At 68.6% G+C, this 21,909-nt stretch carries 21 protein-coding genes; 17 read left to right on the forward strand and 4 right to left on the reverse strand.

What is annotated here, in order from left to right; all coding sequences use genetic code 11:
• Positions 1-7: 7 nt before the first annotated feature.
• Genes ACL9RL_RS15795 through ACL9RL_RS15820 form a run of 6 tightly spaced genes read left to right on the forward strand, consistent with a single transcriptional unit; the run spans position 8 to position 6,252 of the window.
• Positions 8-895 carry a DUF58 domain-containing protein gene (locus ACL9RL_RS15795; RefSeq protein ID WP_422781234.1) on the forward strand — a complete coding sequence of 296 codons (888 nt, stop codon included), beginning with the start codon at positions 8-10 and terminating at the stop codon, positions 893-895.
• Positions 882-1,412: a hypothetical protein gene (locus ACL9RL_RS15800; RefSeq protein WP_422781235.1), complete on the forward strand. Its 531-nt coding sequence runs from the start codon at positions 882-884 to the stop codon at positions 1,410-1,412. Before ACL9RL_RS15795 ends, ACL9RL_RS15800 begins: the two co-directional genes overlap by 14 nt.
• Positions 1,403-2,401 (forward strand): vWA domain-containing protein, encoded by a 999-nt coding sequence (locus tag ACL9RL_RS15805; protein ID WP_422781236.1) that lies wholly within the window; start codon positions 1,403-1,405, stop codon positions 2,399-2,401. Before ACL9RL_RS15800 ends, ACL9RL_RS15805 begins: the two co-directional genes overlap by 10 nt.
• Positions 2,398-3,441 carry a vWA domain-containing protein gene (locus ACL9RL_RS15810; protein ID WP_422781237.1) on the forward strand — a complete coding sequence of 348 codons (1,044 nt, stop codon included), beginning with the start codon at positions 2,398-2,400 and terminating at the stop codon, positions 3,439-3,441. The genes ACL9RL_RS15805 and ACL9RL_RS15810 overlap by 4 nt, the downstream gene beginning before the upstream one ends.
• Positions 3,438-4,439: a hypothetical protein gene (locus tag ACL9RL_RS15815; RefSeq protein ID WP_422781238.1), complete on the forward strand. Its 1,002-nt coding sequence runs from the start codon at positions 3,438-3,440 to the stop codon at positions 4,437-4,439. Before ACL9RL_RS15810 ends, ACL9RL_RS15815 begins: the two co-directional genes overlap by 4 nt.
• A gap of 52 nt (positions 4,440-4,491) precedes the next feature.
• Complete coding sequence (locus ACL9RL_RS15820) at positions 4,492-6,252, forward strand: proline--tRNA ligase (RefSeq protein WP_422781239.1); 1,761 nt, start codon at positions 4,492-4,494, stop codon at positions 6,250-6,252.
• Between the two features lie 37 nt (positions 6,253-6,289).
• Here the strand turns inward: ACL9RL_RS15820 and ACL9RL_RS15825 are convergent, their stop codons facing one another.
• Positions 6,290-7,024, reverse strand: coding sequence for a response regulator transcription factor (locus tag ACL9RL_RS15825; protein WP_422781240.1), 735 nt, complete (start codon positions 7,022-7,024; stop codon positions 6,290-6,292).
• Positions 7,021-8,904, reverse strand: coding sequence for a sensor histidine kinase (locus ACL9RL_RS15830; RefSeq protein ID WP_422781241.1), 1,884 nt, complete (start codon positions 8,902-8,904; stop codon positions 7,021-7,023). The genes ACL9RL_RS15825 and ACL9RL_RS15830 overlap by 4 nt, the downstream gene beginning before the upstream one ends.
• Before the next feature lie 191 nt (positions 8,905-9,095).
• On the opposite strand from ACL9RL_RS15830, the gene nusA reads away from it, so the two are divergent.
• The 4 genes from nusA to rbfA all read left to right on the forward strand — a co-directional run bounded on the left by nusA (position 9,096) and on the right by rbfA (position 14,142).
• Positions 9,096-10,097 carry a transcription termination factor NusA gene (gene nusA, locus ACL9RL_RS15835; protein ID WP_422781242.1) on the forward strand — a complete coding sequence of 334 codons (1,002 nt, stop codon included), beginning with the start codon at positions 9,096-9,098 and terminating at the stop codon, positions 10,095-10,097.
• A gap of 8 nt (positions 10,098-10,105) precedes the next feature.
• The gene (locus ACL9RL_RS15840) at positions 10,106-10,459 is read left to right on the forward strand and encodes a YlxR family protein (protein WP_422781243.1); all 354 of its coding nucleotides are present in this window, start codon (positions 10,106-10,108) and stop codon (positions 10,457-10,459) included.
• A gap of 370 nt (positions 10,460-10,829) precedes the next feature.
• Positions 10,830-13,589 carry a translation initiation factor IF-2 gene (gene infB, locus ACL9RL_RS15845; protein ID WP_422781397.1) on the forward strand — a complete coding sequence of 920 codons (2,760 nt, stop codon included), beginning with the start codon at positions 10,830-10,832 and terminating at the stop codon, positions 13,587-13,589.
• Between the two features lie 115 nt (positions 13,590-13,704).
• A complete protein-coding gene (gene rbfA, locus ACL9RL_RS15850; RefSeq protein ID WP_422781244.1) occupies positions 13,705-14,142 on the forward strand; it encodes a 30S ribosome-binding factor RbfA in 438 nt (145 codons plus the stop codon).
• Positions 14,143-14,449: 307 nt separating this feature from the next.
• Here rbfA and ACL9RL_RS15855 read toward each other — a convergent pair whose 3' ends face one another.
• Positions 14,450-15,313 (reverse strand): A/G-specific adenine glycosylase, encoded by an 864-nt coding sequence (locus ACL9RL_RS15855; RefSeq protein ID WP_422781398.1) that lies wholly within the window; start codon positions 15,311-15,313, stop codon positions 14,450-14,452.
• Between the two features lie 130 nt (positions 15,314-15,443).
• Here ACL9RL_RS15855 and ACL9RL_RS15860 point away from each other — a divergent pair, with 130 nt between their 5' ends.
• The 6 genes from ACL9RL_RS15860 to ACL9RL_RS15885 all read left to right on the forward strand — a co-directional run bounded on the left by ACL9RL_RS15860 (position 15,444) and on the right by ACL9RL_RS15885 (position 19,870).
• Complete coding sequence (locus ACL9RL_RS15860) at positions 15,444-16,118, forward strand: uridine kinase (protein WP_422781245.1); 675 nt, start codon at positions 15,444-15,446, stop codon at positions 16,116-16,118.
• Positions 16,119-16,330: 212 nt separating this feature from the next.
• Positions 16,331-17,287: a tRNA pseudouridine(55) synthase TruB gene (gene truB / locus ACL9RL_RS15865; RefSeq protein ID WP_422781246.1), complete on the forward strand. Its 957-nt coding sequence runs from the start codon at positions 16,331-16,333 to the stop codon at positions 17,285-17,287.
• The gene (locus ACL9RL_RS15870) at positions 17,284-17,652 is read left to right on the forward strand and encodes a hypothetical protein (RefSeq protein ID WP_422781247.1); all 369 of its coding nucleotides are present in this window, start codon (positions 17,284-17,286) and stop codon (positions 17,650-17,652) included. The genes truB and ACL9RL_RS15870 overlap by 4 nt, the downstream gene beginning before the upstream one ends.
• A gap of 74 nt (positions 17,653-17,726) precedes the next feature.
• On the forward strand, positions 17,727-18,146 hold the full coding sequence (locus ACL9RL_RS15875) for a hypothetical protein (protein ID WP_422781248.1): 420 nt from the start codon (positions 17,727-17,729) through the stop codon (positions 18,144-18,146).
• On the forward strand, positions 18,143-19,075 hold the full coding sequence (locus ACL9RL_RS15880; protein WP_422781249.1) for a bifunctional riboflavin kinase/FAD synthetase: 933 nt from the start codon (positions 18,143-18,145) through the stop codon (positions 19,073-19,075). The genes ACL9RL_RS15875 and ACL9RL_RS15880 overlap by 4 nt, the downstream gene beginning before the upstream one ends.
• Before the next feature lie 117 nt (positions 19,076-19,192).
• Positions 19,193-19,870 (forward strand): hypothetical protein, encoded by a 678-nt coding sequence (locus tag ACL9RL_RS15885; protein ID WP_422781250.1) that lies wholly within the window; start codon positions 19,193-19,195, stop codon positions 19,868-19,870.
• A 9-nt stretch (positions 19,871-19,879) separates the two neighbouring features.
• Here ACL9RL_RS15885 and ACL9RL_RS15890 read toward each other — a convergent pair whose 3' ends face one another.
• Positions 19,880-20,536, reverse strand: a complete 657-nt coding sequence (locus ACL9RL_RS15890) for a maleylpyruvate isomerase family mycothiol-dependent enzyme (RefSeq protein ID WP_422781251.1) — start codon at positions 20,534-20,536, stop codon at positions 19,880-19,882.
• Between the two features lie 22 nt (positions 20,537-20,558).
• Between ACL9RL_RS15890 and ACL9RL_RS15895 the strand changes: the two genes are divergently transcribed.
• On the forward strand, positions 20,559-21,803 hold the full coding sequence (locus ACL9RL_RS15895) for a CynX/NimT family MFS transporter (RefSeq protein WP_422781252.1): 1,245 nt from the start codon (positions 20,559-20,561) through the stop codon (positions 21,801-21,803).
• The last annotated feature ends 106 nt before the right edge of the window (positions 21,804-21,909 follow it).

A 21,909-nucleotide genomic window follows, 5' to 3' on the forward strand; every position in this document is an offset into this window, starting at 1 on the left:
GCGCACCATGCCAGCGCTCCTCCACCGAGTGAAGTCGAAGCTCTTCATCCACGCGCACAGACGGGTGCGCGGGATGCTCGACGGCGAGTACCGCTCGGTGTTCCAGGGTCGCAGCCTCGATTTCGACGACCTCAGGCAGTACGCGCCTGGCGACGAGATCAAGGACATCGACTGGAAGGCGACGGCCAGGCACGGCTCGCCGCTCGTCAAGCGGTTCATCGCCAACCGCAAGCATCAGGTGCTGTTCGTCGTCGACACCGGGCGGGATTTCGCGGCGGTCGCCGAGAGCGGTCGCCAGAAGAGCGAGGTCGCGGTCCTCGCCGTCGGCGTGCTCGGCTTTCTCGCCGTCCGCCACGGCGACCTCGTGAGCCTCGTCGCGGGGGACGCGGAGAGCATCGAGACCCTGCCGCCTGCTGGGACGGAGGGTGGGCTGGAACGCCTCCTGCAGCGCATCGACCGCCGGTCGTCGGCCGACGCGCCGCGGAGCGATCTCGACCGGCTGCTCGGCCACGTCACGAGGGCGGTCCACAAGCGGTCGCTGGTCGTCATCGTGGCGGACGACGACGAGTTCTCGGAGCAGCGAGTGCACCTGCTGCGCCGGCTGCACGCACAACACGAGGTGCTGTGGGTGTCCGTCGGTGATGCCGATCTGATGCGCAGGGACTACACCTGGCGTGAGATGACCGATGTCGAGGGCGGGGCGCTCCTGCCGTCCTTCGTCCGCAACGACGCTGCGCTCCGCGACGAGTTCGAAGCATCGGTGGCCGTGCTGTCGGAGCGGCATGTGGACATGCTGGAGTCCCTCGGCATCAGCAGCCGCCGCATCACGGGCGACGACGACGTCATCCCTGCCCTCTTCAGACTCCTGGAAGCGCACCGTCATGCCAGGCGGTGACGTGATGCCGGCTGTGGCTGCCGCGGTGTTCCGAGGCGCCTCGACGCCGGTGCCGGGGGACAACGGCTACTACGCGCCGACGCAGTACTCGGTGCTCTGGCCGATCCTCGGACTCGTCCTGCTCGGGCTCGTCGTCGTCTGGTACGTGTGGATGATCCGCCACGTCCGTCGCCGTGCCAAGGCGCCCGAACCCCCCGCGTTCGTGCCGCCGTCGACCGAGGTGCTGCGGTCCCGATTCTTCGGACTCATCGACCAGATCGAGCGAGAGTACGCCTCAGGCGCCGTGACGTCCCGCATCGCGCATCAACAGCTCGGGCGCATCGTCCGCATGTACGCCCAGGAGTCGCGAGGCGTCCGGGCGCAGGTCATGACGCTCGACGACCTCAACCGGGCGGAACTGTTCCCGGTCGCGCAAGCCGTATTCGCCTACTATCCGGCCGAGTTCCGCGAACTCGAGTCCGGGAGTGTGCGCGATGCGGCAGCCATCGCGAGGGGGGTGGTGGACACGTGGCGCTGATCTACTGGTGGATGCCGATCGTCTGGGCCGCGGTGGTCGCCGTCGTCGTCGCGACGATCGTCCTCGTGCGACGCGCACGTCGGAACCGCGCGCCCGAGGCGGATCGTGTGCTCGTAGCACATTCGGCGAGGCTCACCTCCTTGCCGGGCTACCGCCGCGCGCTCGGACGGTATCGGGCGCTCGTCCTCGGGGCCGTCGCGGTCGTCGGGGTGCTGTTGCTGACCGGAACGGCGCTCAGCTCGCGCGTCGTCTCGACGACCGTGTACCAGCCGGAGATGCGCAACCGCGACATCGTGCTGTGCCTCGACGTGTCCGGATCGATGACCGAGTACGACGCGGCGATCGTCGGGGTATTCGAGGACCTCGTGAAGCGCTTCGACGGGGAACGCATCTCGCTCGTACTGTTCAACGCCTCTGCGGCCACCCACTTCCCGTTGACGAGCGACTACGAGTACGTCGCCGGTCAGCTCGACCACCTCGTGCAGGACTTCACCTCCCCGGACAGCACCTACGAGTACTGGAACGGGACGGACCTCGGGAACGGTTCGTCCCTCATCGGGGACGGGCTCGGGTCGTGTGTGATGCGCTTCGACAAGCTGGGGGAGGAGCGGTCGCGGTCGATCATCCTCGCGACCGACAACTACGTGGCGGGGGAACCGATCCTCACACTGCCTGAGGCTGGCGAGTTCGCGAAGGCGAAGGGCATCACGGTGTACGGGATCAACCCGGGCGATGTCGCGAGCAAGGAGTACCTCGACGACCTCGCGAAGCAGTTCCAGCAGGTGGTCGAGGCGACGGGCGGCGAGTACTACGCCCTCGCCGACACCGGTGCCGTGCCCTCGATCGTCCAACAGATCACGGCGGAGCAGACGAAGACGCTCAAGGGCGCGAAGCAGTTGGTGCAGACCGATGAGCCGCTCGTGTTCGTGCTCATCGGGTTCGGCGCGCTCGCGCTCCTGATGCTCGTCGGATGGAGGCTGCGACGATGACCGCCATCACCCTCGAACCCGTCCTGCCGGTGTGGATCCTGGCCACGATGTCCGGTGTGCTCGTGGCCTTCGGCATCTGGCAGTGGTTCCGGAATCGGAAGCACGCCGGGGCGTGGCACTGGATCGTCCGGGTCCTGCTCGTGCTCGTGCTGCTCGTGATCGCGCTGCGCCCGACGATCCCAGGCACACACCGTCCGCCGGCCGCGGTGGGCGACCTCGACGTGTACTTCGTGGTCGACACCACGAGCAGCATGGCTGCTGAGGACTGGGATGTCGTCGGAGGGGCGCCTGGCACAGATGCCGGCCGCCCGGCGACCCGTCTGGACGGCGCGAAGGCCGACATCGCCGCCATCGCCGACCGGCTCGCGGGCGCCAGGTTCTCGCTCGTGACCTTCGACGCCGTCACGGTGCAGCGCGTCCCGTTGACGACCGATGCGAGCGCGCTCGATTCCGCGGTCGAGGCGATGACACAGGAGATCACGAACTACTCGCGCGGCAGCAGCATCGACGCCCCGGTCGAATTCCTCACCACGCTCCTCACGAAGGCCGAGGAGCAGGACGCGGATCGCAACCGCATCGTGTTCTACCTCGGTGACGGCGAGCAGACGAGCGGGAAGGCCGTCGCGTCGTTCGATCCGATCGCACCGCTCGTCCAGGGCGGAGCAGTCCTCGGCTACGGCACGGAGGCCGGCGGACGGATGCGCGAGTTCAGCGGCTTCGAGGAGCTCAGCCCGCGCTACATCCAGGACTACACGACCGGGACCGATGCGCTGTCGCACGCCGACGACGCCACCCTCACGAGCATCGCGACCCAGCTCGGCGTGCAGGCGTTCCATCGGGAGCCAGGGGCGGACATCGCGCCGGCGCTCGACGGCCTCTCGGTCGGCCAGACGAAGGTCGATGCTGGGATGGACGTGACCCGCACCGATGAGTTGTACTGGATCGCGGCGATCGTGTTCGGGACGCTCCTGCTCACGGAGCTCGGCTGGATCATCGGCTCGCTGCGGGAACTCCGACGGGTGAAGGGCGGTTCCGCATGACGCTCTTCGAGACGCGCCCCGCCGGCGGCTCGGCTGCGCAACCGTCGCCGTCGCAACCGTCGATGGTGCCACCGGCCGTGTCCGGTCCTCCGCCTCGCCGACCGACGAAGCCGCCGCTCACGCCGAGCGAGGCGAAGCGCCTCCGTCGTCGACTCTTCTGGTGGTCGTTGCCGTTCGTCGCCGCAGCCGTGTTCTTCGGCGTCAAGTTCGTGAGCCTGCCCGTCGTCGCGCAGTCCACGATCGCATCCTACGAATCCGGGGCCTATGCCGACAGCATCGCGAGCGCCGGGCATCTGCAGACCGTCAACATCGTCGAGCGATACCTCGCCTACTTCGACCGAGGGACCGCCGCAGCCGTCGGACGCAACTGGGTGCTCGCGACGGACGACCTCGCGAAAGCGCTCGAACTCGCGCCGGACGAGGCGTCCGCGTGCATCGTGCGGGTCAACCTGGCGCGCGCCTACGAGACGCAGGGCGACGAGTACGTCAAGGGCGGGTTCTTCCAGGGCGGCATCAACCTGTACGAGACGGCGAAGAAGATTGTCGACGGCGGAGCGGCGTGCTTCCCGCCCCAGGACGAGCAGGACCAGAATCAGCAGCAGGACCAGAACCAGCAGGGGCAGGACGAATCCGGGCAGATCGACCCCAAGGCGACACCGGGGGAGAACCTCGAGGACACCGGCGATCGCCTCGATCGCAAGAGTCGGAGTGCGACCGAGCAGCGCGATGGCACTCAGCAGGGCCAGCAGGGCCAGAACGGTCAGCAGAACCAGAACGGTCAGAACGGTCAGAACGGCCAGAACGACCAGCCAGGGAGTGGCCAACCTCAGCCCGGCAGCGGATCGAGCGGGACGGGCGACCCCGGGCTGGACGGCAAGGTCGACAAGCTCAAGGACTCCGGCCAGGAGGCGGAGCAGGGCAAGTCCACCGAGGACGCGAAGGGACGCGGACGGCAGTCGGGAAACGGCACGGGAGGTTTCACCGAGCGCCCCTGGTGAGCGGCCGCTCAGGCCGTGAACCGCTTCCAGCGGCAACCACTAGCATGGACGGGTGGTAACGCGTCTATCGAACTACTTCCTCCGTACCCTCCGTGAAGACCCTTCTGATGCGGAGGTGACGAGCCACCGCCTGCTGGTGCGCGCCGGTTACATCCGCCGTCAGGCGCCAGGCGTGTTCGCCTGGCTGCCGATCGGGCTCAAGGTCAAGGCCAAGATCGAGACCATCATCCGTGAGGAGATGGCGGCCGCCGGCGCGTTCGAGGTGCACTTCCCGGCGCTGCTGCCGCGTGAACCCTACGAGGTCACCGGTCGATGGGAGGAGTACGGCGACGCGCTCTTCCGCCTCCAGGACCGGAAGGGATCCGACCTGCTCCTCGCGCCGACGCACGAGGAGGTCTTCACGCTCATGGTGAAGGACCTGTACTCCTCCTACAAGGACCTGCCGCTGTCGATCTATCAGATCCAGGACAAGTACCGCGACGAGGCACGCCCCCGGGCAGGCCTCCTGCGCGGTCGCGAGTTCACGATGAAGGACGCGTACTCGTTCGACTACACGGACGCCGGTCTCGATCTCAGCTACCAGGCGCAGCGCGACGCGTACGAGCGCATCTTCGCGCGCCTCGGTCTCGAATACGCCATCGTCAAGGCCGATGCCGGCGCGATGGGCGGGTCGCGGAGCGAGGAGTTCCTGCACCCGACGCCCATCGGCGAGGACACGTTCGTGCGTTCGGCCGGTGGCTACGCCGCCAACGTCGAGGCGTACACGACGGCCGTCCCCGACGCCCTCCCCATCGAGGGCCTCGCGGATCCCGTGGTCTTCGACTCCCCGAACACGCCCACCATCGCGACGCTCGTGGACCTGGCGAACGCCAACCACCCGCGCGACGACGGCCGTGCGTGGACGGCGGCGGACACGCTCAAGAACGTCGTCCTGACGCTCACGCACCTCGATGGCACCCGTGAACTGGTCGTCATCGGCCTGCCGGGGGATCGCGATGTCGACATGAAGCGTGTCGAGGTCGCCTTCGCGCCCGCAGAGGTCGAGCCGGCCACGGAGGCCGACTTCGCGAAGCAGTCGCTGCTCGTCAAGGGCTATATCGGGCCGTGGTCGCCGCAGGGCGCCGTGCTCGGCGAGGAGAGCGCGACCGAGATCCGGTACGTCCTCGACCCCCGGGTTGTCGACGGCACCGAGTGGATCACGGGCGCCAACGTCGACCAGAAGCACGTGTTCGGCCTCGTCGCCGGTCGTGACTTCTCCGGGGACGCGTTCATCGAGGCAGCTGAGGTCCGCGCAGGCGACCCGGCTCCCGACGGTTCCGGTCCGGTCGAGCTCGCTCGCGGTATGGAGCTCGGGCACATCTTCCAGCTCGGCCGCAAGTACGCGGACGCGCTCGGTCTGAAGGTGCTTGACGAGAACGGCAAGCTCGTGACCGTCACGATGGGCTCCTACGGCATCGGTGTGACACGCATCCTCGCGACGATCGCCGAGCTCAACAACGACGACCGCGGCCTCATCTGGCCGAAGGCCGTCGCGCCGTTCGACGTGCACGTCGTCACGACGGGCAAGGACCCAGCTGTCGCCGCCATCGCCGAGCAGGTTGCGGCAGACCTCGAGGCAGCCGGCAAGGACGTCCTCTTCGACGACCGCCCCAAGGTCTCGCCCGGTGTCAAGTTCGGCGACGCCGAGCTCATCGGCGTCCCGACGGTCGTCGTCATCGGTCGCGATGCGGCCGAGGGCTTCGCCGAGGTGTGGAACCGTGCCGCCGGTACGAAGGACAAGCTCCCCATCGAGGGCCTCGCAGCCCTGCTCTAATCCGCATGTCATCCCGCGAGGGGTCGCGAATGGTTGGTCAGGCCTGGTCCGGACCCGCCAGATGCGACCCTTCGCGGGCCGATGCGGGGATGGCGGGGGCCGCAAGGCGGTAGCCGGCACCTCGGACCGTGTCGATTGTGGAACGGCCGATCTTGTTGCGCAGGTAGCGGACGTAGACGTCGACGACGTTCGAGCCAGGATCGAAGTCGTAGCCCCAGACACGCCGCAGCAGCTCTTCGCGGCTGAGGATCTGGTCGGGGTGGCGGAAGAACTCTTCGGCGAGGGCGAACTCGCGGGTCGACAGCTCGACGGGGACGCCATGCACCACGACGCGACGCTCGCGCACCTCCAGGACGAGGTCGCCGACCGTCAACCGTTCGGAATCGGGGCGCACGATGGCTCCCGTCGGCGGATGAGTTGCGAGTCGGCGGCGGATGCGCGCCAACAGCTCGTCGAACCGGAACGGCTTCGACACGTAGTCGTCGGCGCCGCTGTCGAGGCCGGCCACGAGGTCCCTGGCCGAGTCGCGGGCCGTCAGGATGATGACCGGCAACTCGCTCCCGTCGGCACGCAGCCGTTCGAGCACTTCGAAACCGTCGAGTTCCGGGAGGCCGATGTCGAGGACGAGCAGATCGAATTCGCCGCTCTCCGCGAGATCGAGTGCGTCGGTCCCGCTCACGGCGACGGTGGCGGTGTGGCCGGCTGATTGCAGGCCTTTGCAGACGAACGCGGAGATCCGCACTTCGTCCTCTGCTACGAGGATCCTGCTCATCCGATGCCCCCGTTCCCGTGCTTCGGGTCCTGGTTCCATCGTGGCATCGGTGTCTCAACGAGCGGTGGGAACTCGCCGTCGGGCTGCGGTTCCCGTGTGGCTGCCGGGCGGTCGGCGGGGAGGGGCGGCGTGGCGGGTGTTGTGTCCTCGCTGGTTTCGTCCGTGTCCCCATCCAGGGACTGCGGCTTGTGCGCGTCGTCCGGCCCCGTGGTCTGTTCCTGGTCCAGCCCGTCATCCAGTTCATCGTCCAGCTCGTCGCCCGGTTCGTCGTCCGATACGGCGAGCGGGAGTCGGATGCTGAACACCGAGCCGTGCCTGGCATCGCCGTCTCCGTCGATGCTGTCGACGCTGTCGATGGTGTGGTCGTCTGGAACATCGTCATCGACCTGCGCCCAGCCGCCGTGGGCCGTCGCGATGGCCTGCACGATCGAGAGTCCGAGACCGGATCCGCCGATGCCGCGCCCCTCGGATCCGCGGGTGAAGCGGTCGAAGATGCGCTCCCGCATGGCGTGCGGGACGCCAGGGCCCTCGTCGGCGACGGACAACGACAGCTGTGGGTCGTCGCCGTCGACGAACGCGCTCGACAGCACGATCGTGGACCCGGGCGGCGAGTACTTCGCGGCGTTGTCCGCAAGCTGCAGCCAGGCCTGCGCCATCCGCGACGGGTCGACCTCGACGATGAGCTCTGCACGTTCGCCGAGCACCCACCGGTGGGCGGGGGAGATGGCTGCGGCCTTGTCGAACACCGCCATCGTGAAGTCGGCGACGTCGACCGGTTCGCGTGCCGGCACGGCGCCTGCGCCGACCGCCGAGAGCTCGACGATGTCCGCGACGAGGGTGTTCATCCGATCCAGTTCGTCGAGCGCCAGGTCCCTCGTCGCCTCGACCTCCCTCGGATCGGCGGGATCGAGCAGTTCGAGGTGCCCCCGAACGATCGTGATGGGCGTCTTCAACTCGTGGCCGACATCGTCGAGGAGTCGTCGTTGGCTCGTGAACGCGTCATCGAGTCGGTCGAGCATGTCGTTGACGGTCGACGTGAGCTGCGAGACGTCGTCCCGGCCGACCACCGGGATCCGCTCGTCAAGGTCGGACTCCGTGATGCGGGCCGCCGTCTCACGCAACAGGCGGATGGGATGCAGGAGCCTGCTCGCGAGCACCCAGCCGACGAGTCCGATGAGCACGAGGGTGATGACGGCGACGACGACGTACACGGTCAGGACCTCGTCCACGCGCGCCATCGCCGCCGAGAGGTCCGCTGCGACGACGACGTGTCCGACCGCCGGATCACCGATGACGGCGACCGGGATGATGGCGTACCGGATGTCCCTGGCGCCGACAGTGGCCGCGCCGGTGCCAGCGCCTGTTCCCGACGTCGTCGCGGTCCCGACGACGACGGTCCCGGCCGCCTCGTGTGCGAACCGGTCGATCAGTCGGCCGTCGCGGTCGATCCGGAACCCGGTCGGCGAGGTCGGCGAGACAGCCGCCGTCTGTGCAGCCGGTGCAGCCGGTGCATCCGGTGCGGCCTGCGCCGCCGGCGGCAGTCCGACGGCGGACTCGTCCGCTTGGAACGTCGAGCGGGCCAGCACGAGCGCGACCGCATCCGCCGTCGACTTCGGCGCGTTCGCGGAGTCGCCAGAGCCCGCGACGAGGAACGCGGTCGCCTCAGCCGTCCTCGCCAGTCTGGCGTCGAGCTCATCGACGGTCTGCTGCCGCAGGAGCACCGCGGCGGAGACGCCGGCGAGCGTCATCGCGAGGGTCGTCGCCAGCAGGATCGCAGCGAGGATGCGCACGCGCGTGTTCCTGGCAGTGCTCTGCACGGTGTCCTGCAGGCGGTCGCGCACACGGTCCCGCAGGTCGCCAAGACGTTCGCCGAACCCCATGCCGCCCATTATGGCTCCCCGGACTGTGAGCCCGCACCCGGACAGCTGGTGCGGGAACCGCCCGGGAGCGCGGACGATGGTGACCAACGGCCAACCATCGGGTACCGTAGACGGACGGGCCCGGCTGTGCATCACCGGTGCGCCCGGCCGCGGCGACGCGGCGAAGAAGAGCTGAATAGAGGAGACCATCGATGGACATTGATCTCAGTTTGCTGAAGTCGATCGAGCGGGAGAAGGAGATTCCCTTCGAAGAGCTCGTGGGGATCATCGAACAGGCCATCCTGACCGCGTACCTCAAGAACACGCCTGGCGCAGAAGAAGTCGGCAAGGGCGCAGTGCCCCCGGCCCGTGTCCAGCTCGACCGCAAGTCCGGTCACGTGGCAGTGCTCGTGCCGGAGTTCGACGAGGAGGACGTCCTCATCGGCGAGTCGGAGAGCACCCCGGACGACTTCGGACGCATCGCGGCATTCGCGGCGAAGCAGGTCATCAGCCAGCGACTGCGCGACATCCAGGACGAGGCAGTGCTCGGTGAGTTCAAGGGACGTGAGGGCGACATCATCGCCGGCGTCATCCAGCAGGGGCCGAACCCCAGGATGATCCACGTCGACCTCGGCACGATCGAGGCGATCCTGCCGCCGGAGGAGCAGGTCCCCGGCGAGGAGTACCCGCACGGAGCGCGACTGCGCGTCTACGTGACGAGTGTGACCCGCGGGCTCAAGGGGCCGCAGATCACCGTGTCGCGCACGCACCCGTCGCTCGTGCGCAAGCTGTTCGCGCTCGAGGTGCCCGAGATCGCTTCCGGCGTCGTCGAGATCGTCTCGCTCGCCCGCGAGGCCGGCCACCGCACGAAGATCGCCGTGAAGGCCAATGACCCGAGCATCAACGCCAAGGGCGCCTGCATCGGCGAGCTCGGGCGTCGCGTCCGTGCCGTCACGGACGAGCTCGGCAACGAGAAGGTCGACATCGTCGACTACTCGCCGGACCTGCCCACATTCGTGTCCAACGCGCTGTCGCCGGCCAAGGTCACGAGCGCGTACGTCATCGACCAGTCGCTCAAGGCCGTCCGTGCGCTCGTCCCCGACTACCAGCTGTCGCTCGCGATCGGCAAGGAGGGCCAGAACGCCCGCCTCGCCGCGAAGCTCACGGGCGCGAAGATCGACATCCAGCCGGATTCGATCCTCGAAGCGGACTGATCGGCCGTATGGGTTCCCAGCGCAACTCGGCGCGAGCTTCGGCGCGCCCCGCCCCTGACATCGACGGTCCCGTCCGGATCTGCATCGGTTGTCGCGGGCGGGGCGCGCGCTCCGAGCTGTTGCGCGTCGTGGCCGGATCCGACGATGCGGGGGAGCCGACCGGCGCCCTCGTGGTCGACCCGGCCGTGCGTCTGCCCGGCCGCGGCTCGTGGCTGCACGTCTCGGAGGACTGCCTGGAGAAGGCGCTCCAACGGCGCGCGTTCGGGCGGGCGCTCCGCGTCACGACGGCGCTCGACGCCACCCAGGTGCAGGAGTACGTCGGCGCTCACGCCCCACGCGCCGGGAGCGCCGCCCAGGCATGACCTGCGGCTCGGCGTGTCGGGCGATCCGACGCTGAGAAGCGCCTTCCGATCACGCCGATTGGATTGGCGTGACAAGCGACGGGTGTACCATTGAGGATGTACCGACGCGCGTCTTCGATGCGCATGTACTTCCCATCGCTGCAGTACACCCGGTTTTCCGGGTGATCGCTGCGCATGCCGGTCCTTCGATCAGGCATTCCGAGAGAACAGGCGAACGGCTAATGGACAACTCATGAGCGGCTCGAAATGAGACCCGTCCACCACTAACGCTCGCCCCTGCCTGGGTGCGAGCTCAGACAGGAGAATTGTGGCTGCAAAACCACGCGTACACGAGATCGCATCCGAACTCGGTGTCGACAGCAAGGTCGCCATGGCGAAGCTCAAAGAACTGGGCGAATTCGTCAAGGGACCGTCGTCGAGCATCGAACCCCCCGTTGCCCGCAAGCTGCGCGCAGCACTCGAAGCAGAAGGCGTGACGGCTCCGGCCGGCGCCCCCGCTGCCCCCAAGGCCCCGTCGGCCCGCCCCTCCGGTGCGCCGACTCCCGGCTCGAAGCCCGCAGTGGTCCCCGGCCCGAAGGCCGCTCCAGCACCGGCTCCGGCCCCTGCGGCGGCAACCCCGGCCGCTCCAGCTCCTGCGGCTCCCGCCGCAGCGGCTCCGGCAGCACCTGCAGCTCCGGCAGCAGCGACCCCGGCAGCACCCGCTCCGGCAGCCCCTGCCCCGTCAGCTCCTGCGGCACCCGCAGCTCCGGCAGCAGCCGGCGAGGCTTCTGGTGACGCAGCAGGCGACTCCAAGCCGAGCATCCCCCGTCCTGGCGCACCCCGCCCGGGCAACAACCCCTTCGCATCCTCGCAGGGCATGGGTCAGCGCCCGACCGGTACGCCGCGTCCGGGCAACAACCCGTTTGCCGCTGCACAGGGCATGGGTCAGCGACCCAACCCGAGCAACATCCCCCGTCCGCAGGCTCCGCGCCCCGGCTCGCCCCGTCCGGGCGTCGGCCAGGGTCAGCGTCCAGGCGGCCCAGGTCGTCCGGGCGGCGCAGGCCGTCCAGGCGGCGGTGGCTTCCGTCCGGGTGGTGCAGGCGCAGGCGCCGGTGGCGGCTTCCGTCCAGGCGGCGCTCCCGGGGGAGCTCCGGCAGCCGGTGGCTTCGCAGGTCGTCCAGGTGGCGGCGGCGGTCGCGGTCGTGGCCCTGGCGGTGGTACCGCTGGTGCCTTCGGTCGCGGTGGCGGCAAGAGCAAGGCACGGAAGTCGAAGCGGACGAAGAGAGCAGAATTCGAGCTGCGGGAAGCCCCGTCGCTCGGTGGTGTGAGCGTCCCCCGCGGCGACGGCAACACCGTCATCCGTCTGCGTCGCGGCGCATCCATCTCGGACTTCGCCGACAAGATCGACGCGAGCCCCGGAAACCTCGTCACCGTGCTGTTCCACCTCGGTGAGATGGCGACGGCAACGGAGTCCCTCGACGAGGCCACGTTCGACGTGCTGGGTGCAGAGCTCGGCTACAAGATCCAGATGGTGTCGCCGGAGGACGAGGACAGAGAGCTCCTCGAAGGCTTCGACATCGACCTCGACCAGGAGCTGGAAGACGAGTCCGACGAGGACCTCGTCGTCCGTCCCCCCGTCGTCACGGTCATGGGTCACGTCGACCACGGTAAGACGCGACTCCTCGACGCCATCCGCAACGCCAACGTCGTCGCAGGTGAAGCCGGCGGCATCACGCAGCACATCGGTGCGTACCAGGTCGTTGCAGAGCACGAGGGCGTCGAACGTCCCATCACCTTCATCGACACCCCTGGTCACGAGGCGTTCACCGCCATGCGTGCCCGTGGTGCGCAGGTCACCGACATCGCGATCCTCGTGGTCGCGGCCGACGACGGCATCATGCCGCAGACGGTCGAGGCGTTGAACCACGCCCAGGCCGCGAACGTCCCGATCGTCGTAGCGGTGAACAAGGTCGACAAGCCGGACGCAAACCCGGCCAAGGTCCGCCAGCAGCTCACCGAATACGGCCTCGTCGCTGAAGAGTACGGCGGAGACGTCATGTTCGTCGACGTGTCCGCGCGGAACAACACGGGTATCAAGCAGCTGCTCGATGCCGTGCTGCTCACCGCGGACGCCGGCCTCGACCTGCGTGCGAACCCGAACAAGGACGCCCGCGGTGTCGCCATCGAAGCGAAGCTCGACAAGGGCCGCGGTTCGGTTGCCACCGTCCTCATCCAGTCCGGAACGCTCCGCGTCGGCGACGCGATCGTGGCAGGCACGGCGTACGGCCGCGTCCGCGCCATGGTCGACGAGAACGGCGAGACGGTCGCAGAGGCCGGACCGTCGCGTCCCGTCCAGGTGCAGGGCCTCTCGAGCGTCCCGCGCGCCGGCGACACCTTCCTCGTCACCGAGGAAGACCGCACGGCACGTCAGATCGCCGAGAAGCGTGAAGCAGCAGAGCGCAACGCCCAGCTGGCCAAGGCCCGCAAGCGCATCAGCCTCGAAGACTTCACCCGTGCACTCGAAGAGGGCAAGGTCGAATCGCTCAACCTCATCATCAAGGGTGACGTGTCGGGTGCCGTCGAGGCGCTCGAGGAATCGCTCCTCAAGATCGATGTGGACGACAGCGTGCAGCTGCGCATCATCCACCGCGGTGTGGGTGCGGTGACGGAGTCCGACGTGAACCTGGCGACGATCGACAACGCGATCATCATCGGATTCAACGTCCGCCCCGACCCGAAGGCGCGCGACCGTGCGTCTCGCGAAGGCGTGGACATCCGGTTCTACTCGGTCATCTACAACGCACTCGAGGACGTCGAGCAGAGCCTCACCGGCATGCTCAAGCCCGAGTTCGAAGAGGTGCAGTCGGGTGTGGCCGAGATCCGCGAGGTGTTCCGTTCCTCCAAGTTCGGCAACATCGCGGGTGTCATCGTCCGCTCGGGAACCATCACGAGAAACGCCAAGGCTCGCGTCATCCGCGACGGCGTCGTGGTGGGCGATGCCCTGGCCATCGAGTCGCTGCGTCGCTTCAAGGACGACGTCACCGAGGTCCGTACGGACTTCGAAGCCGGTATCGGCCTCGGCAAGTTCAACGACATCCAGATCGGCGACGAGATCGAGACGATCGAACTCAAGGAGAAGCCGCGCGGCTAATCCGCCCGGCTGATCCCCGTCGCCCTCCTTCGGGAGGGCGGCGGGGATTCCTGCTTGTATTGTGTGCAGCATCCGTCGGGCGTTCGTGCCCCGACGGTCATCAGAGGAGGACGAGATGGCAGAGAACCCGAGAGCACGGAAACTGGCCGACCGGATCAAGGAGATCATCGCGAAGCGTCTCGACAAGGGGATCCGCGATCCTCGACTCGGCTTCGTCACGATCACCGACGTCCAGGTGACCGGCGACCTCCAACACGCCAACATCTTCTACACGGTCTACGGCACCGAGGAGGAGCGGGAGGGCACGAAGGCCGCCCTCGAATCCGCGAAGGGTCTGCTGCGCAAGGAGGTGGGCGCGAACATCAACTCGCGGCTCACGCCGAGCCTCGACTTCTTCCTGGACGCGATCCCCGAGAACGCCCAGCACATCGAGGACCTGCTGCGTGAGGCCCGCAACCGCGACACCGAGGTTGCCGGACTCGCGCAGGGCGCCGCGTACGCCGGCGACGAGGACCCGTACGTCAAGCCGCGTGAGGCGGACGACGAGGAGTAGCAACTCGGTTCACAACTCAGGACGCCCCCGGCGCGTCGCCCCGTTCACTCCCGTGACCGGACGCGACACGCCGGGGGCGTCCTGAGTTCTGAGCGGTGGCGCCGGCCCTCGAGCGTGAACGAGGGACGTCGGGCCCTGAGCATGTCCGAGGGACGCCGGTCCTTGAGCATGTCGAAGGAAGCCGGTCCCTGAGCTTGTCGAAGGGCCACTTCGACAATCTCAGTGTCCGCCCCCGGGCACTTCGACAGGCTCAGTGACCGGGGGCGGGCACTTCGACAAGCTCAGTGACCGGGGGCGCGGAAGGGCGCTACTCGTGCGGGAGGGCGTAGCCGTCGGGGGAGTGGACGGCGAGACCGTCGGAGACGAGACCCGCGATGGCGCGCGCCAACTGCTCCGGATCGGACCAGACGCCGGCGAGCTCAGCTGCGCCGATCGGCCGATGCGTCGAGCGCAGCTCCGCCATCACCAGACCGCGCACCTGCCGGTCGCTGCCCGCGAACGCCTTCTGCTTCGCCTTGACCGGGCCGGTGTACTCCGGGTATCCGGCCGCACGCCAGGCGCACCGCGCGACGAGCGGGCAGTCATCGCAGCGAGGAGACCGAGCCACGCAGACGATCGCGCCGATCTCCATCATCCCGGCGTTGAAGACAGCCGCTTCGGCGAGGTCGTCCGGCAGCAGGGCTTCCATGGCAGGCAGGTCGCGCTTGGCGTTCGGTGGACCGGGCTCCGCGTCGCCGTCGACCGCGCGCGCGATGACCCGACGGATGTTCGTGTCGACGACCGGGTGCCGCCTGCCGTACGCGAACACCGCGACGGCCCTGGCCGTGTAGTCGCCGATGCCGGTGAGCGAGAGGAGATCGTCGACGTCGTCAGGGACGGTTCCGTCGAACCGCTCGGTGATCTGGGTCGCGGCGGCGTGCAGCCAGAGCGCGCGCCGCGGATAGCCGAGCCGGCCCCACGCACGGACGGCCTCAGCCGGCGGCTCCGCGGCGAGGTGCACGGGCGTGGGCCAGCGTTCCAACCACTCCTCCAGCCGGGGGATCACCCGGCTCACCTGGGTCTGCTGCAACATGAACTCGCTCACGAGGGTGCCCCAGGCAGGGAAGCCAGGGCGGCGCCACGGGAGGTCTCGCGCGTTCTGGCGGAACCAGTCGGTGACGAGCGGGGCGATGGGGCCGGCGAATGCGGCGGTCGGAGCAGACTCGTGCGGCGCCGGCAGATGCGATGCGGGCCCAGGCGATGCTGATCCACGGCTGTTGCTCACCGTTCCAGCCTACGAGATCAGGGCGTAGGCTCGGGTCATGAGGCTCGTGAACACCCCGCGCGTCGAGCTGCTCCGAGGGCTCCGCGACGACATGTCGAAGCACTATCCCGTCGGTCGGACGATGATCGCCGTCGACGGCATCAGCGGCTCCGGCACCGCCGCGTTCGCGGACGGTCTGGCAGACGTCTTCCGTGAGGCGGGTCGTGCAGCGTTCCGAGCATCGATCGACGACTTCCACCGACCGCGTGAGGCGAGGTACGCCCGCGGGCGCAACTCCGCCGAGGGCTACTTCCTCGACTCCTTCGACTACTCCCTCTTCCGCCGGGTGCTCATCGAACCGTTCCGTCTCGGTGGGAGCGCGGGATTCCAGCTCGTCGGGTTCGACGAGGGACGGAACACGGAGGCGCAGGCGCGGTGGACGACGGCACCGGTCGACGCCGTGCTGATCGTCGACGGCGTGTTCCTGCACCGGCCGGAGATCCGCGGGATCTGGCACACCTCCGTCTGGCTCGAGGTGCCGCTCGAGGCTGCATACGCTCGGCTGCACGACCGGCTCGGCGTCGACGCGGATCCGTACGCGGAGTCGAACGCGAGGTACGTCGGCGGGCAGCGGCTGTATCAGGCGGACGACGATCCACGCCGATTCGCCGGTGCGCTCATCGACAACAGCGACGAGGACCACCCCGAGCGGATCTTCGCCGACTCGTGCTGAGCTGAGGTCGGTCGTTGAGTTTGTCGGGCCCTTCGACAAGCTCAGGGACCGGGGTGGGGTCGGAGCTTGAGTGTGGCGGGCCCTTCGACAGGCTCAGGGACCGGGGTGGGGTCGGAGCTTGTCGGGCCCTTCGACAAGTTCAGGGACCGGGGGACCGGAGCCGTGGGGGACGGAGACCGGGGGCGACGCCCGGCGGCTGGTACCGTTGCCTGGTGGCAGAAGAACGTACGGTCGGCGGAAACGCGTCGCAGACGACGGCACCCGGAATCCTCCTGATCGACAAGCCGCAGGGCTTCACGAGCCACGATGCGGTCGCCCGCGTCCGTCGCCTCGCCGGCACCCGCAAAGTCGGTCACGCCGGCACACTCGACCCCATGGCGACCGGTCTGCTCGTCCTCGGGACCCGCTCGGCGACCCGCCTGCTGACGTTCGTGGTCGGCCTCGACAAGGAGTACACGGCGACGATCCGGCTCGGTCAGGAGACGTCGACCGACGACGCGGAGGGCGACGTCACGACGACGGCGGATCCGGCCGTGGTCGACGCCATCGCCGACGCCGACATCCTCGCCGGCATCGTGCCGCTCACGGGCGACATCGAGCAGGTGCCGAGCACCGTGAGCGCCATCAAAGTCGGCGGGAAACGCGCGTACGCGCTGGCCCGGGAGGGCGTCGAGGTCACGCTCAAGTCCAGAGCCGTCACCGTCAGCGAGTTCGAGGTCCTCGACATCCGGCGAACGCGAGCCGATGACGGGGCAGGGGTCATCGACGTCGACGTCCGAGTGGTCTGCTCCTCGGGAACCTACATCAGGGCGCTCGCGCGAGACCTCGGTCGCTCGCTCGGTGCAGGCGGCCACCTGACCGTGCTGCGGCGGACGCGCATCGGTCCGTTCCGCATCGAGGACGCCTCGACGCTCGAAGAACTCGACCCCGCGGCATCGCTCCACACCCCGACCGACGTTGCGACGGCGCTCTTCGGCGCCCTCGACCTCACCGAGCAGGAGACGATCGACCTCGGCCACGGCAAACGACTCGCCAGGGCGCTTCCGGACGGACACACCGGACCGATCGCGGCCGTCAGTCCCGACGGCCGCCTGATCGGGCTCGTCGAGGCGAAGGGCACGAGCCTGAAGTCGATCGTCAACTTCCCCAGCGACGAGGCATCCGCATGATCGAGTGGTTCACCTACGCGCAGATCGCCGTCGCCGTCGCAGGCGGGCTCCTGTGCGTCGTCCTCGGGCTGGCCGGACGGAAGCCGAGCGACCTGACGATGGGCGCCACCGCGCTCGTCTTCGTGCTCCTCATCGCCCAACTCGTCGTGGCGATCATCGCGCCGGCCGTCGGCAACCAGGCGACCGGGAGTGTCCCGGAGTTCTACGTCTATCTGATCTCCGCGATCATCCTCCCGCTCGCCGGCGGATTCTGGGCACTCGTGGAACGCAGCAGGTGGAGCACGGTCGTCCTCGGCGTCGTGTGCCTCGCGATCGCGGTCATGCTGTATCGCATGCTGCAGATCTGGACGGTCCAGGGCGCATGACCCGCTTCCCCGTCCAACGAAGTGCGTCACACAGGGAGCCCGGCGTGCGCCGGGTCGCATAGAATCGACAGGTTATGGCTGACACGTCCACCGCTCCCGCCCGCCCCCGACTCAGTGGCATCGGCGTGGTCCTCGTCGCCGTCTACGGCATCCTGGCCCTCGCCGCCACGGGCCGATCCGTCTTCCAGATCCTGACGAAGTTCGACGAGGCTCCCGTCGCGTACGTGCTGTCGGCACTGGCCGGCGTCGTCTACATCGTCGCGACGGTCTCGCTCGTCGCCCGCGGAGACGTGTGGAAGCGCGTTGCGTGGATCGCCATCTCCTTCGAACTCGTCGGGGTGCTCGTGGTCGGATCGCTGAGCCTGTTCGATCCCGCGCTGTTCCCGCACGACACCGTCTGGTCCTACTTCGGTCGCGGCTACGTCTTCATCCCGCTCGTACTGCCGATCCTCGGCTTGTGGTGGCTGTCGAAGCATCGGCGCCAGTCGGCATGATCACGTTCACCGAGCTCGACGAGATCCCCGACGGCTTCGGACCGTCGGCGGTCACGATCGGCAAGTTCGACGGTGTGCACGCCGGGCACCGGGCCGTCATCGCGGCGCTCCTGGAGGAGGCCGCGAACCGTGGCCTGATCTCTGCGGCCGTGTCGTTCGATCGCAACCCGCTCAGTCTCATCGCGCCGGACGCCTGCCCTGAGTCGCTCGTCGGCAATCCGCAGAAGCTGTCGCTGCTCGCCGAGACGGGCGTCGATGCGACGCTCCTGCTCCGGTTCGACGCCGCGCTCGCCCAGCTGACGCCGGAGGAGTTCGTCACCACGATCCTCGTCGGTGCACTGCACGCGAGGATCGTGCTCGTCGGCGAGGACTTCCGATTCGGGCATCGCGGGGCCGGCGACGTCAGGACACTCGAATCCCTCGGCGACGTCTACGGATTCTCCGTCCGCACCATCCCGGACGTGCGTCCGGCCGGCGGACGCCGCGTCTCCTCCACCTGGATCCGCGAACTCCTCGGTGATGGCGACGTGGCAGAGGCCGCCCGACTGCTCGGGCGTCCGCCGAGCGTCCGCGGCATCGTGGTGCACGGTGCCAAGCGCGGTCGTGAACTCGGGTTCCCGACGGCGAATCTGTCGCCGGAGTCGCAGGGGCTCATCCCGGCGGACGGCGTCTACGCCGGCTGGTTGACCTGGCGCGGCCGTCGACTGCCGTCGGCGATCTCCGTGGGCAACAACCCCACGTTCGACGGCGTCCCGCAGAAGCAGGTCGAGGCGTACGTGCTCGACGAGACGGAGCTCGACCTGTACGACGACGAGGTGGAGATCTCCTTCGTCGAACGGATCCGCGGCATGGTCGCGTTCACCGGCATCGACCCGCTCATCGTGCAGATGACCGACGACGTCGAACGGGTGCGGCGCACCCTGAGCTGAGCTGAGCTGCTCTGAACATCCGGCGGGCACACTCGGGCTGCGTCGGAAATGGGGCGGGCGACCCGTTAGTCTGGCCGGAGCGGCACGGGAGGTGCTGCGGTACCGGGGGAGTCCCACATGCGTTCACGTCGTTTCGTCCTGCCGGCTGTCATCGCGGCACTGGTGGCCTTGACCGGCTGCACGCCGCAGGCCGCTGCGCCGGAGTCGTCCGCGACGAATGCGACCGAACCCAGTGCGACGCCGACCGCTCCGCCCGTCGTCGCGTCGGTGCTCGTCCGGGCGGAAGCCGTCGAGGTGCTCGGAGACGACGGGTCGACGATCGCATCGGCGACGTATTTCGATGCCGCGTCGACGTTCACGGAGATGCTCACGGCGGCGTTCGGTGCTGCACCGGTCGTCGAACCGGATGAGGGCGGCATCGAGACGCCGCCAGGCACGCGGTACACCTGGAGCGGCTTCTTCATCGTCGATCGTGACATCGACCAGCAGGAGCCCTACGATCCGGCGATCACCGCGTATGTGATCGTTCCGGAGGTCAACGGCATCCGGGTCGAGACGGTCGGCGGGTACGCCGTCGGCGACAATGCTGAAGCGGTCGCGACGACCTACCCGGACGAGGTTTCCCGGTACACGTTGACCGAGGGCGGCGAGTTGCTGATGGTGCGTGCCGATCGCGTCGACATCCCACCGACGGGTGACAAGCCGGAGAAACGTTCCTGGGCGGTCGCCGTTCTCGGGAAGACCGACGGTCTTGTGACGAACCTCATCGCACCCTCGGGTGACTTCGGGGTGTGAGCTGAGCGTTCAGGCGAGCTTGGGCGGCTGGATGGGAGCCGGGGCGAGGATGCGGGTGTAGCCGTCGTCGATCGCCCGACGCCCGAAGATGAACAGGACGATGCTCTCGGCCGTCGCAACGAGATCCGGGCCGTCGCCGATCGTCCAGCCGGCGTCGGACGCGACGAGCGTGCGGTGCCGCACCGTGATGCGGACCCGGTGCGGCGCCATCATCAGGCCGGCCTTCGCAACGCGACGTGTGACATCGGGAGCGACCGGCAGCCGGGCGAACGGATGCGCGACGTCGTACCCGTGCACCACGGACTCGGTCAGCTCGCCGGCGTTCAGCCGTCCACGGCCGGCTCGCTTGTCCGCCTCCGTGGTGCGGAGCATCGCGAGCAGTTCATCCGTGCTGTGGGCTGCTGCGAGCTCGATCGCGATGTCGTCCATCGCGTTCATCGGATTGAGGTGCCGCCCCTTGACGCTCTCCCGCACGATGTCGCCTGCGAACTCCAACGACGGCGTACCGACCCGCCAGACGAGGTGCGCGAGCGCGTCCTTGACCCGCCAGCCCTCGCACAGGCTGGGGAGCTCCCAGACGGTCTGCGGCGCGGCATCCAGGACGTCACCGAGAGCACCGAGCACCTCGGCGATCTCGGAACCGCGCACTGTGGCAGTCGATCCCATGGGGTGAGCCTAGACTAGATCGATGAATCATACCGGTGTCCCGTCCCTCTGGCGGGGCCGGACCCTCGCGCTCCTCGGAGTCCTGCTCGTTGCAGGCAACCTCAGAACCGCCGTCGCGGCGCTGTCTCCGATCTTCGCCGAAATCGATGGCGACATCGGCGTCGGCTCGCTCGGTCTCGGCCTCCTCGGCATGCTGCCCCCGCTGTGCTTCGCGCTGTTCGGCGTCTTCACGCCGCGCATGGTGCGCAGGCTGAGCCTCGAACCGGTGCTCGTCATCGCCCTCGTGACACTGGTGGCCGGACACTTCACCCGTGCAGCAGCGCCGAACTTCACCATCCTCGCGATCGGCAGCGCTGCGTGCTTCGCCGGCATCGGCATCGGCAACGTCGTCCTGCCGCCGCTCGTGAAGAAGTACTTCCCGGACCGCATCGGCCTCGTGACCTCGTTGTACGCGACCGTGATGTCGTTCAGCACGTTCATCCCGCCGCTCATCGCCGTCCCCGTCGCGGATGCGACCTCGTGGCACCTGTCGCTCGGGCTGTGGGGCGTGCTCGGGGTGCTCGCGGTGTTCCCGTGGCTCACGCTGCTGGTGCAGGAGCGGAAGCGCAAGCGCCTCGCCGACCCCGATCTCGACGAGGCCAGTCCAGCCGACCGGGTGCTCGTGCACCATTCGCCGATCGCCTGGGCGGTCGCGGCGGTGTTCGCGACATCCGCCCTCAACGCGTACGCGATGTTCGCCTGGCTGCCGCAGATCCTCCGCGACGTGTCGAAAGTGTCGGCGGCCGATGCCGGCATCCTGCTCTCGCTCATGGCGGCGATGGGCGTCCCCGCGAGCCTGCTCATCCCAGTCCTCGTCGCGAAGATGAAGAACGTCGGGTTGCTCGTGTACATCGCGAGCGTGTGCTTCGTGCTCGGGTACGGCGGACTCATCCTCTGGCCGACGACGCTCACCTGGCTGTGGGTCGCGTTCATCGGTCTCGGGCCGCTGCTGTTCCCGCTCGCCCTCATCCTCATCAACCTGCGGACGGCCACCCGCGATGGCGCCGTCGCGCTGAGCGGCTTCGTGCAGAGCGCCGGGTACACGATCGGTGCGGCAGGCCCCATCCTCGTGAGCCTGCTGCACGAGTTGACCGGGGCCTGGACGGTTCCGCTGCTGTTCCTGCTGGCAACGGGTGTCGCGTGTGCGTTCGCCGGTGTGCTCGTCGGCAAGCGGACGACGATCGAGGCAGACCTCGCGGCGCGTGCTCGGCGCCATCCGCGTCCGTAGCCCGGGGCAGCGCGACGCTCTCGTCGGTTCGGGGTAGCGCGACGCGCTCGTCGGTTCGGGGTAGCGCGATGCGCTCGCGCGAGCGCGGTGCGGGTGCGACCCGCGC

Source organism: Plantibacter sp. Mn2098 (genome assembly GCF_049319745.1).
In the GTDB taxonomy this organism is placed as follows: domain Bacteria; phylum Actinomycetota; class Actinomycetes; order Actinomycetales; family Microbacteriaceae; genus Plantibacter.

Excerpts from the sequence above, each read along its gene's own strand:
- ACL9RL_RS15860 (WP_422781245.1), top strand. The coding sequence starts at position 15,444 with ATGAGGCTCGTGAACACCCCGCGCGTCGAGCTGCTCCGAGGGCTCCGC.
- ACL9RL_RS15830 (WP_422781241.1), bottom strand. The coding sequence starts at position 8,904 with ATGGGGTTCGGCGAACGTCTTGGCGACCTGCGGGACCGTGTGCGCGAC.
- ACL9RL_RS15880 (WP_422781249.1), top strand. The coding sequence starts at position 18,143 with ATGATCACGTTCACCGAGCTCGACGAGATCCCCGACGGCTTCGGACCG.
- ACL9RL_RS15870 (WP_422781247.1), top strand. The coding sequence starts at position 17,284 with ATGATCGAGTGGTTCACCTACGCGCAGATCGCCGTCGCCGTCGCAGGC.
- nusA (WP_422781242.1), top strand. The coding sequence starts at position 9,096 with ATGGACATTGATCTCAGTTTGCTGAAGTCGATCGAGCGGGAGAAGGAG.
- ACL9RL_RS15810 (WP_422781237.1), top strand. The coding sequence starts at position 2,398 with ATGACCGCCATCACCCTCGAACCCGTCCTGCCGGTGTGGATCCTGGCC.
- infB (WP_422781397.1), top strand. The coding sequence starts at position 10,830 with ATGGCGAAGCTCAAAGAACTGGGCGAATTCGTCAAGGGACCGTCGTCG.
- ACL9RL_RS15815 (WP_422781238.1), top strand. The coding sequence starts at position 3,438 with ATGACGCTCTTCGAGACGCGCCCCGCCGGCGGCTCGGCTGCGCAACCG.
- rbfA (WP_422781244.1), top strand. The coding sequence starts at position 13,705 with ATGGCAGAGAACCCGAGAGCACGGAAACTGGCCGACCGGATCAAGGAG.
- ACL9RL_RS15875 (WP_422781248.1), top strand. The coding sequence starts at position 17,727 with ATGGCTGACACGTCCACCGCTCCCGCCCGCCCCCGACTCAGTGGCATC.
- ACL9RL_RS15890 (WP_422781251.1), bottom strand. The coding sequence starts at position 20,536 with ATGGGATCGACTGCCACAGTGCGCGGTTCCGAGATCGCCGAGGTGCTC.
- ACL9RL_RS15840 (WP_422781243.1), top strand. The coding sequence starts at position 10,106 with ATGGGTTCCCAGCGCAACTCGGCGCGAGCTTCGGCGCGCCCCGCCCCT.
- ACL9RL_RS15885 (WP_422781250.1), top strand. The coding sequence starts at position 19,193 with ATGCGTTCACGTCGTTTCGTCCTGCCGGCTGTCATCGCGGCACTGGTG.
- ACL9RL_RS15825 (WP_422781240.1), bottom strand. The coding sequence starts at position 7,024 with ATGAGCAGGATCCTCGTAGCAGAGGACGAAGTGCGGATCTCCGCGTTC.
- ACL9RL_RS15795 (WP_422781234.1), top strand. The coding sequence starts at position 8 with ATGCCAGCGCTCCTCCACCGAGTGAAGTCGAAGCTCTTCATCCACGCG.
- ACL9RL_RS15895 (WP_422781252.1), top strand. The coding sequence starts at position 20,559 with ATGAATCATACCGGTGTCCCGTCCCTCTGGCGGGGCCGGACCCTCGCG.
- ACL9RL_RS15800 (WP_422781235.1), top strand. The coding sequence starts at position 882 with ATGCCAGGCGGTGACGTGATGCCGGCTGTGGCTGCCGCGGTGTTCCGA.